At 71.0% G+C, this 17,127-nt stretch carries 18 protein-coding genes; 11 read left to right on the top strand and 7 right to left on the bottom strand.

What is annotated here, in order from left to right:
- The first annotated feature begins 23 nt into the window (after positions 1–23).
- Both AC3ERS_RS26905 and AC3ERS_RS26900 read left to right on the top strand, forming a co-directional pair.
- Positions 24–1,265, top strand: a complete 1,242-nt coding sequence (locus AC3ERS_RS26905; protein WP_431970883.1) for a sensor histidine kinase — start codon at positions 24–26, stop codon at positions 1,263–1,265.
- A gap of 173 nt (positions 1,266–1,438) precedes the next feature.
- Positions 1,439–2,086 carry a response regulator gene (locus AC3ERS_RS26900; protein ID WP_431970882.1) on the top strand — a complete coding sequence of 216 codons (648 nt, stop codon included), beginning with the start codon at positions 1,439–1,441 and terminating at the stop codon, positions 2,084–2,086.
- Positions 2,087–2,095: 9 nt separating this feature from the next.
- Here AC3ERS_RS26900 and AC3ERS_RS26895 read toward each other — a convergent pair whose 3' ends face one another.
- Positions 2,096–2,455 (bottom strand): DUF952 domain-containing protein, encoded by a 360-nt coding sequence (locus tag AC3ERS_RS26895; RefSeq protein WP_431970881.1) that lies wholly within the window; start codon positions 2,453–2,455, stop codon positions 2,096–2,098.
- Between the two features lie 275 nt (positions 2,456–2,730).
- On the opposite strand from AC3ERS_RS26895, the gene AC3ERS_RS26890 reads away from it, so the two are divergent.
- Positions 2,731–2,925, top strand: coding sequence for a DUF7455 domain-containing protein (locus AC3ERS_RS26890; RefSeq protein WP_029903635.1), 195 nt, complete (start codon positions 2,731–2,733; stop codon positions 2,923–2,925).
- Between the two features lie 130 nt (positions 2,926–3,055).
- On the opposite strand, the gene AC3ERS_RS26885 is transcribed toward AC3ERS_RS26890, so the two are convergent.
- A complete protein-coding gene (locus AC3ERS_RS26885; RefSeq protein ID WP_431970880.1) occupies positions 3,056–3,811 on the bottom strand; it encodes a TetR/AcrR family transcriptional regulator in 756 nt (251 codons plus the stop codon).
- A 103-nt stretch (positions 3,812–3,914) separates the two neighbouring features.
- Here AC3ERS_RS26885 and AC3ERS_RS26880 point away from each other — a divergent pair, with 103 nt between their 5' ends.
- Both AC3ERS_RS26880 and AC3ERS_RS26875 read left to right on the top strand, forming a co-directional pair.
- Positions 3,915–5,810 (top strand): DEAD/DEAH box helicase, encoded by a 1,896-nt coding sequence (locus AC3ERS_RS26880; RefSeq protein ID WP_431970986.1) that lies wholly within the window; start codon positions 3,915–3,917, stop codon positions 5,808–5,810.
- The gene (locus AC3ERS_RS26875; protein ID WP_431970879.1) at positions 5,810–6,358 is read left to right on the top strand and encodes a hypothetical protein; all 549 of its coding nucleotides are present in this window, start codon (positions 5,810–5,812) and stop codon (positions 6,356–6,358) included. Before AC3ERS_RS26880 ends, AC3ERS_RS26875 begins: the two co-directional genes overlap by 1 nt.
- A gap of 7 nt (positions 6,359–6,365) precedes the next feature.
- On the opposite strand, the gene AC3ERS_RS26870 is transcribed toward AC3ERS_RS26875, so the two are convergent.
- On the bottom strand, positions 6,366–6,938 hold the full coding sequence (locus AC3ERS_RS26870; RefSeq protein ID WP_431970878.1) for a class I SAM-dependent methyltransferase: 573 nt from the start codon (positions 6,936–6,938) through the stop codon (positions 6,366–6,368).
- A 55-nt stretch (positions 6,939–6,993) separates the two neighbouring features.
- Here AC3ERS_RS26870 and AC3ERS_RS26865 point away from each other — a divergent pair, with 55 nt between their 5' ends.
- Positions 6,994–7,773 carry an AraC family transcriptional regulator gene (locus tag AC3ERS_RS26865; protein WP_431970877.1) on the top strand — a complete coding sequence of 260 codons (780 nt, stop codon included), beginning with the start codon at positions 6,994–6,996 and terminating at the stop codon, positions 7,771–7,773.
- Positions 7,774–7,776: 3 nt separating this feature from the next.
- On the opposite strand, the gene AC3ERS_RS26860 is transcribed toward AC3ERS_RS26865, so the two are convergent.
- Positions 7,777–8,517: an SDR family NAD(P)-dependent oxidoreductase gene (locus AC3ERS_RS26860; RefSeq protein WP_431970876.1), complete on the bottom strand. Its 741-nt coding sequence runs from the start codon at positions 8,515–8,517 to the stop codon at positions 7,777–7,779.
- 104 nt (positions 8,518–8,621) lie between these two features.
- On the opposite strand from AC3ERS_RS26860, the gene AC3ERS_RS26855 reads away from it, so the two are divergent.
- Positions 8,622–9,218 carry a TetR/AcrR family transcriptional regulator gene (locus tag AC3ERS_RS26855; RefSeq protein ID WP_431970875.1) on the top strand — a complete coding sequence of 199 codons (597 nt, stop codon included), beginning with the start codon at positions 8,622–8,624 and terminating at the stop codon, positions 9,216–9,218.
- A gap of 82 nt (positions 9,219–9,300) precedes the next feature.
- Here AC3ERS_RS26855 and AC3ERS_RS26850 read toward each other — a convergent pair whose 3' ends face one another.
- Positions 9,301–10,950 carry a DEAD/DEAH box helicase gene (locus AC3ERS_RS26850; RefSeq protein ID WP_488186865.1) on the bottom strand — a complete coding sequence of 550 codons (1,650 nt, stop codon included), beginning with the start codon at positions 10,948–10,950 and terminating at the stop codon, positions 9,301–9,303.
- A 282-nt stretch (positions 10,951–11,232) separates the two neighbouring features.
- Here AC3ERS_RS26850 and AC3ERS_RS26845 point away from each other — a divergent pair, with 282 nt between their 5' ends.
- Positions 11,233–12,342, top strand: coding sequence for a YihY/virulence factor BrkB family protein (locus AC3ERS_RS26845; RefSeq protein ID WP_431970873.1), 1,110 nt, complete (start codon positions 11,233–11,235; stop codon positions 12,340–12,342).
- Between the two features lie 17 nt (positions 12,343–12,359).
- Here the strand turns inward: AC3ERS_RS26845 and AC3ERS_RS26840 are convergent, their stop codons facing one another.
- The gene (locus AC3ERS_RS26840; RefSeq protein WP_431970872.1) at positions 12,360–12,596 is read right to left on the bottom strand and encodes a DUF3039 domain-containing protein; all 237 of its coding nucleotides are present in this window, start codon (positions 12,594–12,596) and stop codon (positions 12,360–12,362) included.
- 107 nt (positions 12,597–12,703) lie between these two features.
- On the opposite strand from AC3ERS_RS26840, the gene AC3ERS_RS26835 reads away from it, so the two are divergent.
- A complete protein-coding gene (locus tag AC3ERS_RS26835; RefSeq protein WP_431970871.1) occupies positions 12,704–13,120 on the top strand; it encodes a DUF3099 domain-containing protein in 417 nt (138 codons plus the stop codon).
- Between the two features lie 4 nt (positions 13,121–13,124).
- On the opposite strand, the gene AC3ERS_RS26830 is transcribed toward AC3ERS_RS26835, so the two are convergent.
- The gene (locus AC3ERS_RS26830; RefSeq protein WP_431970870.1) at positions 13,125–14,411 is read right to left on the bottom strand and encodes an MFS transporter; all 1,287 of its coding nucleotides are present in this window, start codon (positions 14,409–14,411) and stop codon (positions 13,125–13,127) included.
- A gap of 198 nt (positions 14,412–14,609) precedes the next feature.
- On the opposite strand from AC3ERS_RS26830, the gene AC3ERS_RS26825 reads away from it, so the two are divergent.
- On the top strand, positions 14,610–15,350 hold the full coding sequence (locus tag AC3ERS_RS26825; RefSeq protein WP_431970869.1) for a VOC family protein: 741 nt from the start codon (positions 14,610–14,612) through the stop codon (positions 15,348–15,350).
- Positions 15,351–15,445: 95 nt separating this feature from the next.
- Entirely contained in the window at positions 15,446–16,963 is a 1,518-nt protein-coding gene (locus AC3ERS_RS26820; RefSeq protein WP_431970868.1) for a DUF7782 domain-containing protein, read from the top strand.
- The last annotated feature ends 164 nt before the right edge of the window (positions 16,964–17,127 follow it).

Below are 17,127 nucleotides of genomic sequence, written 5' to 3'. Positions count from 1 at the left end.
CGCCCGTGTGCTGTGATGAGGCGGTGAAGCAGTGGCACGCGTTGTCGGCGACCGCGCAGGACGCGCTGGTCGCGGCCTTCGCGTTCGCCTTCGGCGCGTTCCTGTACCTGTCCGGGCTGTACCCGATGGCCGACGGCGGCACCGACACGTCGCTCGGCGTCCGATTCGGTGTGCTCGCGCTGCTGTGCGCGGTGGCGCTGCTGCGGCGGCGGGCGCCGCTGGCGGCGCTGCTCGCGGGCTTGGTCCCGCTCGGGATCGATCTGGCGCTCGGCGCGACGGTGCCGGTGTGGCTCCTGTACTCGGATCTGATCTACGCGGCCGTCCTGTACGGCACGCGCGCGGTGTCGCGCTGGGTGGCGATCGGCTGCGCCGCGCTAACGACAGTGATCACGGTGGCGGTGTTCGCCGCGACCGGCGACTGGCGGGCGCTGGTGCTCGCGGTCGCCGCGGCGGCGGCCTTCGTCGGCACGCCGATCTGGTGGGGGCTGTCGGTGCGGACACACAAGGAGATCGCCGCGGCCGAACGCGCGCGGGTGCAGGCGATGGCGTTGGTGGCCGAACTGGACCGGCGCGCGGCCATCGCCGACGAGCGCAAGACGATGGCGCGCGATCTGCACGACGTCATCGCGGGACACCTCTCGGCCATCGCGATCCAATCCGAGGCGGCGCTCGGCGAGCTGACCCGCCGGGATTCCGACCCCGCGATGGCCGGGATCCTCGGCTCGATCCGTGCCAACAGCGTCAACGCGCTCCAGGAGATGCGCATCATGATCGGTCTGCTGCGCCGCGACGACGGTGCGGAGGACGAGACCGTCGCTCCGCGCACGCTGGCCCAGCTGCCGATCCTGGTGGACACCGCCCGGTCGGCGGGAACATCGGTGCGCGTTGCCGATTCGCTCGACGGCACGCCGCTGCCCAGCGCGGTGGACCAGGCCGCCTACCGCATCATCCAGGAAGCCTTGACGAATGCGATGAAGCACGCGCCGGGGCAGCGGGTCGACATCGCGGTGCGCGCCGATCCGGCGGCCCTCGACGTCACGGTGCGCAATGCGGCACGCGCCGCGGTGGTTTCGTCCGAGCCCGCGAATTCCGCGGCGGCGCATCGCGGCCTGATGAACATGCGCGAACGCGCCGCCGCACTGGGCGGCAGCTTCACCGCCGGACCGGAAGCCGCAGACTGGACGGTACGCGCCCGTCTGCCACTCGGCATGCCGGAGCAAGGTGCGGGCATGCCGGAGCCGAGCATCGGCGAGGCGCAGGCATGAGCGAACGCAGTGAGCGAATCATGTGGCAGCCCCTCCGGGGCATGCCGGAGCCGAGCGTCAGCGAGGCGCAGGCATGAGCGAACGCAGTGAGCGAATCATGTGGCAGCCCCTCCGCGGCATGCCGGAGCCGAGCGTCAGCGAGGCGCAGGCATGACCCGAACAGCGGAGGTGGCATGACGATTCGCGTGCTGATCGCCGACGATCACGGCGCGATTCGCGCGGGGTTGCGGATGATCCTGAACGGCGCCGACGGCATCGAGGTGATCGGCGAGGCCGCCGACGGTGACATCGCGGTGGCGCAGGCCAAGGCGCTGCGGCCCGATGTGGTGCTGATGGATGTGCGGATGCCCGGCGTGGATGGCATCACCGCCACCGAACGCATCACCGCCGACGCGTTGGCGCGCGTGCTCATCCTCACCACGTTCGACTTGGACGAGTACGTCTTTCGCGCCTTGCGCGCGGGCGCGTCCGGGTTCGTGCTGAAATCCACGTCGGGACAAGCACTCGTCGACGCGGTGCGCGCGGTCGACGCGGGCGACGGGGTGCTGGCGCCGGAGGTCACCCGGGCCGTGATCGCCGCGTTCGCGTCCTCCGTCGCCGACGCCGGACCCGCCGCACCGGACGGCTTCGCCGATCTCACCGAACGCGAACGCGAGGTGCTGGACTGCCTCGGCGACGGCCTGTCGAACGCGCAGATCGCGGCGCGGCTGTTCATCGGGGAGACCACCGTGAAGACCCACGTCTCGCGCGTGCTCACCAAACTCGGTGTGCGGTCCCGTGTTCAGGCCGCCATCCTCGCGCGGCAGGCGCGCGAGCGCTGACCGGCGGGCTCACTCCACCAGCGGTGCGAAGGCTCCGTCCGGGCCCGGCAGATACTCCTCCACCGATGTGACGACGCTGACAGGGAGCGGCCCGTACAGATGCGGGAACAGCATCGACTCCGGGTCCGTCGGCACGCCGGGCTCCCATTTCACCGGATCCACGAGCAGATTCGCGTCGATGCGCAACAGCACCAGATCGCGCCGACCGGCGAAGAGCCGGTTGGCGGGCAGGTGCACCTGCCGCGTAGTGGAAAGGTGAACGAAGCCGACCTCGGCCAACGACGGTGGCCTGCGCTCGCCGGTTTGCCGAGCGTTGCGCCACTCCGGCAAAGTACACAGGTGAACCAGCGTGTGAGTGTCGTAGGTCACGGGTAATCTCCCAACAGACCAACTGGATAGGCGTGTTCGTGGGGTGATCGAGTGCGGTTCGGTCCCCAACCTGGAATGTTCGCCATGAGCGAAATACCAGGTCGTGTTAGAGAAAACACACAGAATCACTTGCGGGAACAATGCCCCCGTCCCGAACGTCTGACAGAGTAGTCATACCACTGCTGGGAAGTAGCGGTAGCGAGCTCGTGGTGAGTGACCACGGGCCCCACACCAGGTGAACGGACTGTAGTGCCGGGAGCCAGGACGGAGGAGTCATGCCAGGAACCCTGACAAGCACCCCACTGACCGCGGTCGATCGTTGCGACCGTTGCGGGGCGGCTGCCCGAGTGCGTGCCGTTCTGCCCGCAGGTGGAGAGTTGCTCTTCTGCCAGCATCACGCGAACGAACACATGGATCGGCTGCGTGAGCTCGAGGCCGTGATCGACACGGAGTCGGCTCCCGCCCTCTGACCGGTTTTCGCTTCCCGACACAACAGCATCGAACAACAGAACATGGCCTACCCGCAGCGGGCGACGAATCGTCGCCCGCTGCGGCATGTTCGACCCACATGTGTTGCACATCACAGTGTTCTGGGTCACATCACTTCGCGTCGAGGTCGGCGAGAATGCCGTCCAGCAGGCGGCCCACCCCGAACTCGAAAGCGCCGTCCGGATCCGCGGGCGCCTGATACCGCTCCCCCACCGCCGCGCCGACCCGCGCCGCGAGGGGAAACTCCTCGACCGGCATGACCCGCGACAGCTCCGGACCGTAACGCTCCCACCACTGCGCGTCGCTCAGCTCCGCGGCGCCACGGGCCGCGGCCACCGCCATCCGCGCGTTCCCGGTGGCGAACTCGGTCAGCACCGCGATCGCCCGGTCCATCGCCAGATCCGTCAGACCGACCCCCTCCAGGGCAGCCAGCTGACGTTCGTAACGCCGCATCCGTCCGGGCCCGAGCACGGCGCGCCAGGGCGACACCTCCAGCAGCCACGGATGCGCGAGCACCTCGGCGCGCACCTGCCGCGCGATCGCGGCGATCCGCTCCCGCACCGGCAGCTCGGCGGGGATGGGCGCGTCCTCGGCGGCGACGGCGTCGACCATCAGCACGGTCAGCGCCTCTTTGCTCGGCACGTAGGTGTACAGGCTCATCGGCCGCAGGCCCAGTTCGGCCGCGACCGCGCGGATCGACACCTTCTCGTACCCGTCGCGATCGGCGAGCGCGACGGCTGCCGCGACAACGGCGTCGACGCTCACCGTCTGCTTCGGCCCGCGCCCGCCCGTGCGCGGCGGCAGCGCCTGGCGCCAGAGCAGGTGCAGCAGCTGTTTCGCCTGATCGTCGTCGCTCTCCTGGGACAAGGGACTCCTCGGAACAAACCCGGTACGGTGTACGTTGTCACGATACTCCGTACACCATACGATGATCTAGGGGTTCGCTCTGCCCAGCACACAGGCCACCTACCTGCCCGACCGCCATCTCTTCGCGCTGTGGATCTGGACGGGCCACGGCACCGGACGCGCGCCCGCCGGTCTCGGTGATCGCGAGACGCTCGCGCTGGCGGTGCCCACCGGCGCGCGCGGAGCGATCGAGATCACCGACGTCGACTGCGCGCTGATCCCACCCGCGGAACTCGCCGCACTCGACCTGGGTGCGGTGTCGATCGTGGGGACCACACCGGGAACCACGGGCGCATCCGGCGTCGCGGTCGCCGCGACGACCTCGACGCGGCCCGAGACCGAACCGGGCCGCTCGGGGGCGATTCCGACGGAGGCGCTCGCCGCGCCGCGGCTGCCCGCCGCGGGCGCGTCGCTCCGGGCTTGGCACGCCGTGCTACGCGGCGGCGAACCCGGCGGCGCGCTGCCCGCCGCGGCCCACGCGGTACCGGACGCCGCGGGCACCGCGATCGTGTCCGGGGCCCGCGCGCTGCGCACGCTGCTCGACACCGAGGCGATGGCCGCGAACCTGGCGACCACGCTGCGCGCCGATCTGCGCCCCTATCAGGCGCGCGGGGTCGGCTGGTTGACCGAGACCACCGCGGCCTTCGGCGGCGCGGTGCTCGCCGACGAGATGGGTCTCGGGAAAACCGTGCAGGCCATCGGTTTTCTGCTCGGACGCGCGACCGAGGGCGCGCAACTCGTGGTCTGTCCGACGTCGCTGGTCGGGAACTGGGCGCACGAGATCACCCGCTTCGCACCGGATCTGCGCCCGATCGCCTGGCGCGGCGGCGAGCCGGCCGCGGGCCCCGGTGACGTCGTCGTGGCCGGTTACCCGATCCTGCGGCGGCACGGAGACGTGCTCGCCGAACGCGACTGGGCGAGCACGGTGTTCGACGAGGCGCAGGCGTTGAAGAATCCGCGCACCCAGCTCGCCAAGGCCGCCCGTGCGCTCGCCAGTCCCGCGAAAGTCGCGCTGACCGGCACACCGGTGGAGAACCACCTCGAAGAACTGTGGGCGCTGCTGCATCTGATCGCGCCGCGCCTGTTCGCCCATCGCGGGCAGTTCCGCCGCCGCTTCGTCCGGCCCATCCAGGAGGGTTCGGCCGTGGCCGCCGCCCGGCTGCGCGACACCATCGAACCGGTCGTGCTGGCGCGCAAGAAGTTCCAGGTCGCGGCGACGCTGCCCGCCAAGATCCACACCGATCTGCTCTGTGACCTGACGGCCGAACAGGAGCAGCTCTACGACCGGCTGCTGGACCGAGCCATCGACGACGGGTTCGGTTCCGGCGCACAACGACAGAGCCGAGTGCTCGCCGCGCTGACCGCGCTCAAGCAGGTGTGCAACCACCCCGGATTGGTGACCGGCGACCTCGCCGAACTACCGGGCCGTTCCGGCAAGCTGGATCTGTGCACCGACATCGTGGCCACCAACCTCGAGACCGATTCGCCGACACTGATTTTCACCCAGTACCGGCAGACCGGTGAACTGCTGGTCCGCCATCTGGCCGAACAGTTCGGCGTCACCGCGCCGTTCTTCCACGGCGGGCTGAGCCAGGCCGAGCGCGCCGCGATCGTGCGCGACTTCCAGTCCGCGGACGGGCCGCCGGTGCTGGTACTGAGCCTGCGGGCGGCGGGCACCGGGCTCACCCTGACCCGCGCCGCCGACGTCGTCCACTTCGACCGTTGGTGGAACCCCGCGGTGGAAGCGCAGGCTTCCGACCGGGCGCACCGTATCGGCCAGACCCGCACGGTCACCATCACCACGCTCACCTCCGGCACCACCGTCGAAGAGCACATCGCGGGCATGCACGACCGCAAATCCGCGCTGACCGACCTCTCGGACTCGGCGGGCATCGCGGCGCTGGCCCGCCTCGACGACGACCAGCTCGTCGAGATCCTGCGGCGGAAGCGAGAGAACTGATGGCGGACAACGAATTCGGCTACACCCCCTGGGGCATGGACTGGGTGCGGCTCGCCGAGCCGCTGCGCCAGACCCGGCCGGAACCGCTGCTGCCCCGCGCCCGCAGCATCGCCCGCAATCAGGGGGTCCAGGCCACCGTCGAAGGCCGCGTCGTGCGCGCCCACATCCATCGCGGCGGTCAGGCCTCGGTGACCCATCTGGAGGTCGCGCCGCTGTCTCGTCAGTCGGTCGCCGCGATCGCCGAAGTGATCCCGGATCCCACTCTGCTGACCGACGAGATGCATCGCGCGCTCGTCACCGCCGGTGTGGCTCCGGCACCGGAGCTCGCGGCCGTCGACTGCTCGTGCTCGGCGCGCACCGATCGCTGCGTCCACGTGCTGGCGACGCTCTACGACATGGCGCGCCGGGTCGACGAGAACCCGCGGCTGGCGCTGGAAATCCGGGGATATTTCGAAGCGGCGCACAACGATTCGGACGTCCGCACCGAACAGCCGCGCTGGACGCCGATCAACACCCTCGACCCCGGCCGCTACTTCGAACCGGCCTGAGAACGGCTCAGGCCGCGGGACGGCGCGCGCGGAAGCGGAAACTCGTCGTCCCCGTCTCGATATCGACGTCGGTGAAGCCGGCGCGGGTCAGTCGCTCGGCCGCGGTGTCCGGGGGCACCGGCACGCAGGTGTCGCCCACGTGCAGCAGCCGGAAACCGCGGCTGTCGAGGCCGTCGCTGCCCGCGAACACCCCGCCGGGGCGCAGCACGCGCAGCGCCTCGGCGAACACCGCGTCCTGCACAGCGGCCGAAGGCACGTGGTGCAGCATCGTGAAACAGACGACGGCGTCGAATGCGCTGTCCGGCAAGGGCATAGCGGCGCCGTCGCCCTCGACGGCGGTCATGTCCGCGCCGTGCCTGTCGCGCAGCCGCGCGGCGAGGCCGGGGTCGATCTCGAGTCCGGTGAGAGCGCCGGTGCGCGACGCGAGGGTGCGCACGTTCGCGCCGTAGCCCGGACCGATCTCCAGCGCGGCGGCGCCGAGATCGAGCCCGGTCAGCGCCCACGGCACGATGCGCGTCGCGCTGGTGCGCTCCCAGAGCGCGGATCGGCAGAGCATGCGGTGCAAGAGGTTCATCGGCATGCACTCGACGCTAGGAATCCCCGGCCCCGTTCGCGAGAGGCTACGGTGACACACTGTGTCGCGCAACGGCCAACCCGCGCTGTATCCGGCCCCGTCGGGCCCGACCGCCATGGTGTTCGGCGTCGGCGCGCTGCCCGCCGGACACTGGTTCGACACGCACGCCCACCCGCAGCACCAGATCGCCTGGGCCGCACGGGGAGTCCTGGTCGTCGAGACCGACCACGGGCACTGGGTGCTTCCGCCGACGCGAGCGCTGTGGATTCCCGGCGGCCACCCGCATCGCACCGGCACCGCCGACGGCGCCGCGATGCGCGGCATCTTCCTCGAACCCGATCGCTGCCCGGTCACCTACACCGTGCCGACGATGGTGCGGGTGACCCGGCTGCTGCACGAACTGTTCGATCACCTCACCGCGCCCACGCCTGCCGCGGCCCGCACCGCCGCGCGCCGGGAACGCGCGGAGGCGGTGATCTTCGATCTGCTCGAGCCGGTGGACGTCATCCCGATCGGAGCGCGACAACCCGAGGATCTTCGCGCCAGAGCCGTCGCCGACGCGCTGACCAGCGACCCCGCCGACCAGCGCACGCTGGCGGAGTTCGCCGCCGACGTGGCGACCAGTACGCGCACCTTGGCCCGGCTGTTCCTCGCCGAGACCGGCGTCGGCTTCGGGCAGTGGCGCACCCAGGTCCGCCTCGCTGCCTCGCTGCCGCTGCTCGCGGCGGGCCTGCCGATCGCCAGGATCGCGGGGCGGGTCGGGTACGCCACGCCGAGCGCCTATGTCGCGGCCTTCCGGCGGACCGTCGGCGTCTCGCCGGGCCGCTACTTCACCGGCTGAGCGTCAGGCATTGGCGCCGCTGTCCACGGTGAGCATCGCGCCGGTGATGCTGCGGCCCGCGGGTCCCGCAAGGAACGCCACGGTGGACGCGACGTCGTCGGCGGTCCCGAAGCGGCCGAGTGCGGAGAGACCGACCTGGGTCGGGGCGTGTTCGCCGTCGGCCGGATTCATGTCGGTGTCGGTCGAACCCGGCTGCACCAGGTTCACCGTGATCGAGCGCGGGCCGAGCTCGCGCGCCAGCGCCTTCGTGAATCCGTTGAGCGCCGACTTGCTCAGGTTGTAGAGCGCGAGGCCGCCGAACGGGGCGTGATCGGTGAGATTGGTGCCGATGCTGATGATCCGGCCGCCCTCGGTCATGTGTCCGACGGCGGCTTGGGCGCCGACGAACGCCGCGCGGGCGTGCACGTGCAGCGCCCGGTCGATCTCCTCGACGGTGAACTCCTCGAAGGGCTTGCTCGGGAAGATCCCGGCGTTGTTCACCAGCACGTCGAGCCTGCCCAGTTCCGCGGCGGCGCGGTGCACCGAGTCCGCCACCTCGCCCGCGTCCGCGCTGTCGGCGCGCACGGCGATCGCGCGCCTGCCCAGCGCCTCGACCTCGGCGACCACGGAATTCGCGGCGGTTTCCGCGCTCTGGTAGGTCAGCGCGACGTCCGCGCCCGCGGCGGCCAGTCGCCGGGCGATGGCCGCTCCGATCCCCCTGCTGCCGCCGGTCACCAGTGCCACCTTGCCGGTCAGGTCGGACATCGGTACTCCTCCTTTTTGTGTCGATCAGTACATAAATAGCTAAGCCCACGGCCGCTGCGGCGTCAAGAGGTATATTTAACGATCGACACAGAAAGGAGTCCGCCGTGGCAGAACGGGGTCGTCCCCGGGCCTTCGACCGCTCGATCGCGCTGCGCCGGGCCATGGAGGTGTTCTGGGAGCACGGCTACGAGGGCGCATCGATGAGCGATCTCACCGCCGCGATGGGCATCAACTCGCCCAGCCTGTACGCCGCGTTCGGTGGCAAGGGAGCGTTGTTCCGGGAGGCCATCGAGCTGTACGGCCGCACCGACGGCGGCTACACCGACCGCGCCCTGCGCGAGGAGCCCACCGCCCGCGCCGCCATCGAGGCGATGCTGCGCGACAACGCCGCGGCCTACACGGTCGGGGACAAACCACACGGCTGCATGGTCGTGCTGGCAGGTGCGACCTACACGACCCGCAATACCGGCGTGCGCGACTTCCTCGTCGACAAGCGCAAGGAGACCACCGACCACATCCAGGCGCGCCTGCGCCGCGGGGTCGACGAGGGCGATCTGCCCGCGCAGACCGACACCGCGTCGCTGGCCGCGTTCTACACGACGATGCTCTACGGGCTGTCCATCCAAGCCAGGGACGGCGCGGCGCTGGACGAGCTCACCCGATCCATCGACTGCGCGATGGCGGCCTGGCCCGCGGGTTGAGCGCTACCGATGCGCGGATTCCTCGCCGACGCCGCCGTACGTGGCACTTTGCCGACGATGGCGCTTCACCGACGACAGCGCTTCACCGACGACGCAGTGCCGCGATGCGATCGCCGAGCTGTTCGGCGGTGGCCAGCGCGGTCGGCGGCCCGCCACACTCGCGACGCAGCTCGCCGTGGATCACCCCGTGGGGTTTGCCGGTGCGGTGGTGATGCATCGCCACCAGGCTGTTGAGTTCTTTGCGCAGCTCGCCGAGCCGGTCCGAGGTGGCCACCCGCTCCGCGGCCGCGGCGACCTGCGGCGCGGGCGCCGTGGGCTTCGCCTCGCCGCGGTCGGCCAGCTGACGAGCTTGACGATCGCGCAGCAGCGCCCGCATCTGATCGGCGTCCAGCAGGCCGGGGATGCCGAGGTAGTCGGCCTCCTCGTCGCTGCCGGCGAACGTCGCGGTGCCGAACGAGGAGCCGTCGTAGATCACCTGGTCGAGTTCGGCGTCCGCGGCCAGCGCGATGAACTTCTTCTCGTCCTCGCCGGGCTCGTCCTTCTGCTTGGCCGCGTCGACGAGCAGCTCGTCGTCCAGGCCGTTCTTCTCCCGGTGCGGCTTGCCGATGACGTGATCGCGCTGCACCTCCAGCTGCGCGGCCAGATCGAGCAGCACCGGCACCGAGGGCAGGAACACGCTGGCCGTCTCGCCCGCGCGACGCGCACGCACGAAGCGGCCGATGGCTTGGGCGAAGTAGAGCGGCGTCGAGGCGCTGGTCGCGTAGACGCCGACGGCCAGGCGCGGCACGTCGACGCCCTCGGACACCATGCGAACCGCGACCATCCATGGCTGGGTGTTGTTGCTGAACTCGGCGATCCGGTTCGAGGACGCGGGATCGTCGGAGAGCACCAGCGCGGGCCGCTCGCCCGAGATGTGTTCGAGCAGTTCGGCGTAGTCGCGGGCACGCTCCTGATCGGTGGCGATCACCAGGCCGCCCGCGTCGGGCATACCGGAGGCGCGCTTCTGGCGCAGCCGAATGTCGGCGGCGCGCAGCACCGCGGAGATCCAGTCGCCCGCCGGGTCCAGCGCGGTGCGCCAAGCGCGCGCGGTCTGTTCGGCGTTGAGCGGCTCGCCGAGGCGGGCCGAGTGTTCCTCGCCCGCGCTGTCGCGCCAGTGCGCGTCACCGGAGTAGGCCAGGAAGACCACGGGACGCACGACGCCGTCGGCCAGCGCCTCGGCGTAACCGTAGGTGTGGTCGGCGCGCGACTTCGGGAAGCCGGATTCGTCGGGCTCGTAGATGACGAACGGGATCTGGCTGTCGTCGGAGCGGAACGGCGTACCGGTCAGCGCCAGCCTGCGGGTCGCGTCGCCGAACGCCTCGGCCGTCGCGTCGCCCCAGCTCTTGGCGTCGCCCGCGTGGTGGATCTCGTCGAGAACGACCAGGGTCCTGCGGTTTTCGGTGCGCACCCGGTGCCGGGAGGGATGCGAGGCGACCTGTGCGTAGGTGACGACCACGCCGTGGTAGTCGCCGGAGGTGCCGCCGGTGGCGTTGGAGAAACGCGAGTCCAGCTGGATGCCGTTGCGGGCCGCCGAGGCCGCCCACTGGTGCTTGAGGTGTTCGGTCGGCGCGACCACGGTGATCTGGTCCACGGTGCGATCGGCGAGCAGCTCGGCCGCCACCCGCAGCGCGAAGGTGGTCTTGCCCGCGCCGGGCGTGGCCACGGCGAGAAAGTCGCGCGGCTTCGTGGCCAGGTACTTCGTGAGTGCGCGCCGCTGCCACGCGCGTAGTGAACCGCCCCCTGCTGGCGACTTTCCCGAATCGCCCGGCGTTGCTCCATCTCCCGCCGCAGCGCCATCCGACCCAGTCACGCAGAAGACAGTAGCGGCCGGGGACGGCGTGTCGCCAAACCGACGCGGTGGGCGCGATCGGCATCACACAATTCGGCGCGCAGTGCCCCGTGTTCACCTGCTGCCCGCCGACACGATACGGAGACGGACCGGTGCGCGAGCGCCGAGTGCGCGATGCTGTACACGATGACCGACCACAGACCCCTACCGGCGAGCGGGCCCGAGCCGATCCACAGCGGTGGCGCGGGCGCGCCCTCGCGCGGCTCGGACGTCGCCGTCCGGTGGGTCCGGCACGCCGGACGGCAGAGTCGCAGGCTCGTCGTCCGGGTCGCCAAGAAGGCCTGGGACGATTCGATCTTCGCCAAGTCGGCGGCGGCCGCGTTCTGGCAGACCCTGTCGCTGGCCCCGCTGCTGCTCGGGGTGCTCGGCAGTCTCGGTTATGTCGGCGGCTGGTTCGGGCCCGACACCGTCGAGATCGTGGAATCCAAGATCATGACGTTCAGCCGCGAGCTGTTCAGCGAGGCCGTGGTGACCGATCTGATCGAACCGACCGTCGGCGACGTGCTCGGCCGTGGGCGCGGCGCGGTGGTGTCGGTCGGCTTCGTGCTCTCGCTGTGGGCCGGGTCCTCGGCCATGGCGACGTTCGTGGACGCGATCGTGGAAGCGCACGACCAACAGGACGCCAGACACCCGGTGTGGCAGCGCATCTTCGCGCTGCTGCTGTACGTGCTGTTCCTGGTGGCGGCCGTGTTCATCCTGCCGCTCGTCGCGCTCGGGCCGTCCATGATCGGCCGGGTCCTGCCGGACGCGTGGCGGGAGCCGGGACTGCGGCTGCTGGACGCCTTCTACTATCCCGGCGTCGGCCTGCTGCTCATCGTCGGCCTGACCACCCTGTACAAGCTGGCGCTGCACCGCACGCTGCCCTGGCACCGGCTGTTCGGCGGGGCGCTGGTGGCGGGCGTGTTCTTCATGGCGGCCAGCGAAGGACTGCGCCGGTATCTGTCCTGGATCACCGCGACCGGCGTGAGCTACGGCGCGCTGGCGACCCCGATCGCCTTCCTGCTGTTCACGTTCTTCCTCGGCTTCGCGGTGATCCTCGGCGCCGAATTCAATGCCGCCGTGCAGGAATTCTGGCCCGCCCGCGCGACGCGCATCGAGCAGATGAAGGAGTGGATCTCCAACCAGGTGCGCGGCGAGACGCCGGAGGAGGAGGCCGAAGCCGACGCGGCGAGCCACCCGGAATCGGCGTGCGGGATCACCCCGGCCACGCGGGACGCGGTGCGCAGCTCGGGGTAGTCACGCGGTTCGAGGACTCAGTCGCCCTTGCGCAGGCTCTCGTAGACCTTCTTGCACTCCGGGCAGACCGGCGAACCGGGCTTGGGCGACCGGGTCACCGGGAACACCTCGCCGCACAGGGCCACGACCACGGTGCCCATGACGGCGCTCTCGGCGATCTTTTCCTTCTTCACGTAGTGGAAGAACTTCGGGGTGTCGTCGCCCGTCGTCTCGTCGGTGGTCGTGTCCGGGCGAACCAGGGTGTCGGTACTCACGGATTCCATGATGCCGTATGACGGCCTCGTGGCGCGCCCGCGCCCGGCGCCGGTGACGAATCGACCTCGGTGTGTGCGCCGGGAACACCGAGTGGAAGACTCGAGGTATGCAGCAGCACGGCGACTCCCCCGACGCCGACGACATCGGCCGCGGTGTTCGCCCGGACGTCACACCTCCCAGCCCTCCACGCTCGCGGGGTTATTTCCCCGGCAACGACGAGAAGCACCCGGTGCTCATCACCGAAGCCGCGCCCTCGCTGGAGGATCAGCATCGCGCGCGGGTGCGCAGGTACACGATCCTCATGGCGTTCCGCATTCCCGCGCTGGTGCTGGCCGCGGTCGCCTACAGCGCGTGGGGCAACGCCCTGATCTCGCTGCTCATCATCGGCGCGTCCATCCCGCTGCCGTGGATCGCGGTGCTCATCGCCAACGACCGCCCGCCGCGGCGCAAGGACGAGCCGAGCCGCTGGGACCGCCCGCACCGGGCCATCGAGTCCCGGCCGCACAACGCCATCGACGGCTGAGCCCTCACGCGGCGACCGTCCTGCGGATGACGATCGACATCAGCGCCGCCAGCCCGCACAGCGCGCCCGCCACATACCAAGCCGTGTCGTAGCTGCCCTGGAGGTCGCGAAGCACGCCCGCGCCGGTCGCGGCGATCGCCGAACCGATCTGGTGTGAGGCGAAGACCCAGCCGAAGGCCACGGGCCCGTCCTCGCCGAACAGCTCACGGCACAGCGCGACGGTCGGCGGCACTGTCGCGATCCAGTCCAGGCCATAGAAGATCACGAAGACCCACATGCTCGGCTCGGTGTGCGGCGCGAACAGCGAGGGCAGGATCAGCAGCGACGCGCCGCGCAGGGTGTAGTACGCCAGCAGCAGATAGCGCGGGTCGACCCGGTCGGTCAGCCACCCCGAGGCGATGGTGCCCGCCACGTCGAACACCCCGACCAGCGCGAGCAGGCCAGCCGCCGTGTTCGGCGGCATTCCGTGATCGTGGGCCGCGCTGACGAAATGGGTGCCGACCAGGCCATTGGTCGACGCGCCGCACACCGCGAAACCGCCCGCGAGCAGCCAGAATCCGCGCGTCCGCGCGATTCGCGCGAGCACGGTCAGCGCCCGCGTCGCGCCGCCGCTCACCGTCGTACGCACGCCCACCGCCGAGCCCGGTTCCGCGCCGTACGCCGAAACGCCCATGTCGCTGGGGAAATCGCGGATGAACAACAGCACCAGCGGCGCCACCGCCAGCGCGGCGCCGGCCACCACCAGCGCGGGCAGCCGCCATCCGTGCTCGTGCGCCAGCGCCGAGACCAGCGGAAGGAAGATCAGCTGCCCGGTCGCGCCCGCGGCCGTCAGCACGCCGGTGACCAGCCCTCGATGCCGCACGAACCAGCGCCCGGTGATGGTCGCCACGAACGGCATCGACATCGAGCCGACACCGACGCCGACCAGCAACCCCCACGTGGCGACCAGTTGCCAGGCCTGCGTCATGAAGACGGTCAGCCCGCTGCCCGCCGCGACGAGGACCAGCGCGCAGGCCACCACCCTGCGGATGCCGAACTTGTCCATCAGCGCCGCCGCGAACGGCGAAATGAGTCCGTAGAGCAGCAGATTCAGCGAGACCGCCAGTCCGATGGTGCCGTGCGACCAGCCGAACTCCGCGTGCAGCGGATCCATCAGCACGCTCGGCACCGAGCGGAACGCGGCCGCGCCGAGCAGCGCGACGAAGCCGACCCCCGCGACGCCCCAGGCGGGATGCCATCGTGGCGGCACCGGATCGATGGGCTCGGTGGGGGCGGTGCGCAGTTCGGTCACCCGCTGAGACTGCCGGAAAACCGCGCACCGAACGAGTGGCACGAATGCCACAGAACGTCGAGATTCCGCCAAATCGGTTCGACAGCCCTCCGGCCGCGCCCTACTGTGTCCGGGGGCACGGCAGCGCGATCGCGTGCGCCGTCGCTCGGTGACCACGTCGGCGGTCGCGGGCGCGTCCCGCGCGGCACAGGAGACAAGATGATTCGCTGGGTCTGGGCGTTCCTCGACCGTCCCGCACAACGTTTCGACGACTGCGCGGCCTTCTGGTCGACCATCACCGGCACCCAGCTCTCACCACGCCGCGGCGGCGACGACCAATTCCTCACGCTGCTGCCCGATCCGGCGCTCTTCGCCGCGGCCGGGGTCAAGATGCAGTCGGTGCAGGGCCTGGGCGGCGTGCACCTGGACTTCGACGTCGACGACATCGCCTCCGCCGTGCGCACCGCGCTGGACCTGAACGCCGAACTGGTCGCCAACCACCCGGACTACGCGGTACTCCGCTCGCCGTCCGGCCAGATCTTCTGCTTCACCCCGAGCGGGCGGGCCAAGGGCCGCCCCGCCCCCGCATTCCGCGCCCCCGATGGCACGCTGACCCGCCTCGACCAGGTCTGCCTGGACATCGGCGCCGCCGATCACGAAGCGGAGACGCGTTTTTGGGCCGATCTCACCGGCTGGCGGCACACCCCGGGCCGCCTCGCCGAATTCTCCCGCCTGCGCGCCGAGGAGACGCTGCCGGTCCAGCTGCTGCTGCAACGCCTCGGCGAGGACCGCCCCGCGAGCGCCCACATCGATCTGGCCTCCTCCGACATCGAGGCCACCGCCGCCTGGCACCAGTCGCTCGGCGCCGGTCTGGTGCAGCGCCACGAGCACTGGATCGTGATGACCGATCCGGCCGACGCGGTGTACTGCATCACCGCCCGCGACCCGAACGGCGTGTGATCCGCAGCCGAGTTCGACCCACACCGCGCTCCGTCTCCCGGTGACACGGGCGACAGGGTGCGGATGCCCGCCGGTAGCGGTGGCAGAGTACCGATGTGCCTACGAACCAGACGACGACCGGATCCCTGCTCACCGCCCTGTGCCCGGAGCTGCGGACGGCGCTGACCCGCGTCGGCTACGACGCCGACACCCTGCTGTCGGCGCTGGGTCCGGACGTGCACGCCGCGCTGGGCCGTTCCGAGCCCGTGCCGGTGCGGCGGGCCGCGCGTGCGGCCGGGGAACTCGGCACGCTGATCCGGCTGCTGTTGCTGGGCGACGCCCTGCCCGAGCGGGAGGTGGCGGCCGCCCTCGCACCGGTGGATGTCGAGCGGGCCGTCGCGGCGGGCCTGCTGGCGCGTGACGGCGACGAGGTCCGCGCGGCGCTGGACCTGCGTCCGCTGGACGCGGGCGAGGGCAACCGCTGGATCCTGTCGGATCTGGACGACTCGATGCGCAGGCGCACCCTCACCGAGGATCACGTGCTCGGCGTCGGCCACGCGTCGCTGTCGCTGTTGCGCGCCACACCCACCCGGCCCGTCGGCTCGGTCCTCGACCTCGGCACCGGCTGCGGCGTGCAGGCGGTGCACGCCGCGTCCTACGGGCGCACCGTCACCGCGACCGACGTGAACCCGCGCGCGCTGTGGCTCGCCGAGGCGACCGCCGCGCTCAACGGCATCGACATCGAACTGCTGGAGGGTTCCTGGTTCGAACCGGTCGCCGGGCGGCGCTTCGACCAAGTGGTCGCCAATCCGCCCTTCGTCGTCGGGCCCGCGCGCATCGAGCACTCCTACCGTGATTCCGGTCTCGCGCTGGACGGGGCCAGCGAACTGGTCGTCTCGCGTGCGCCGGAGCTGCTCGCGCCGGGCGGCACCGCGGCCATGCTGGCGGCCTGGGTGCACGTCGACGGCGAGGACTGGCGCCAGCGCGTGTCCTCCTGGCTGCCCGCCGAGGGCGTCGACGCCTGGGTGGTGCAGCGCGACGTCGCCGACCCCGCGCTCTACGTCGGCACCTGGCTGCGCGACGCGGGCCTCGACCCGCGCGATCCGGCGGCGCAGGCGCGCGCCGAGCAGTGGCTGGACGCGTTCGCGGCCGCCGACGTGGCGGGCATCGGCTTCGGCTTCGTCTATCTGCGCGCCGTCGACGGCCCCACCGAACTGCTCGCCGAGGACCTGACGCACGGCTTCGACGACCCGCTCGGCGCCGAGGCGAGCGCCTATTTCGAGCGTTCGGCCTGGCTGCGGACGGTGGCCGGGAACGAAAACCTCGCCTGGTCCGCACGTTTCGCGGTCGGCGAGGCGACCGCGCTGGAGCGGGTGTTCCTCGCGGGCCCCGAGGGCTGGCAGGAGCGCGTCGCGCGGCTGCACCGCGGCGACGGTCCGCGCTGGCAGCACGAGGTGGATGAGACGACGATCGCGCTGGTCGCGGGAATGCGGCCGGACGGGCTGCCGTTGTACGAGCTGATCGAACTGCTGGCGCTCGCCCACGGATTCGAGGAGGTGACGCCGGAGTTCGCGGCCGACGCGCTGACCGTCGTCGCCGGACTGGTCCGGCACGGGTTGATCGAGCCCGTGTAAGCAAAGGGCAACCGGGTATGCGTCGGCGGAGGCATCGGACAGGGAGCCGTTCCCACCCGCGGGGGTTCTCAGGAACTTCTCAGACGTAGGTGACCGAAACCGCAGTTCAGAAGCGGTTTATCGGGGCACGAGCGGGGAACTTTCTCTCTGTCGGGTCCGTTGAT

Source organism: Nocardia sp. bgisy134 (genome assembly GCF_057708325.1).
The sequence above is the reverse complement of the archived record's forward strand: the minus strand, read 5'-3'. Positions and strand labels throughout refer to the sequence as shown.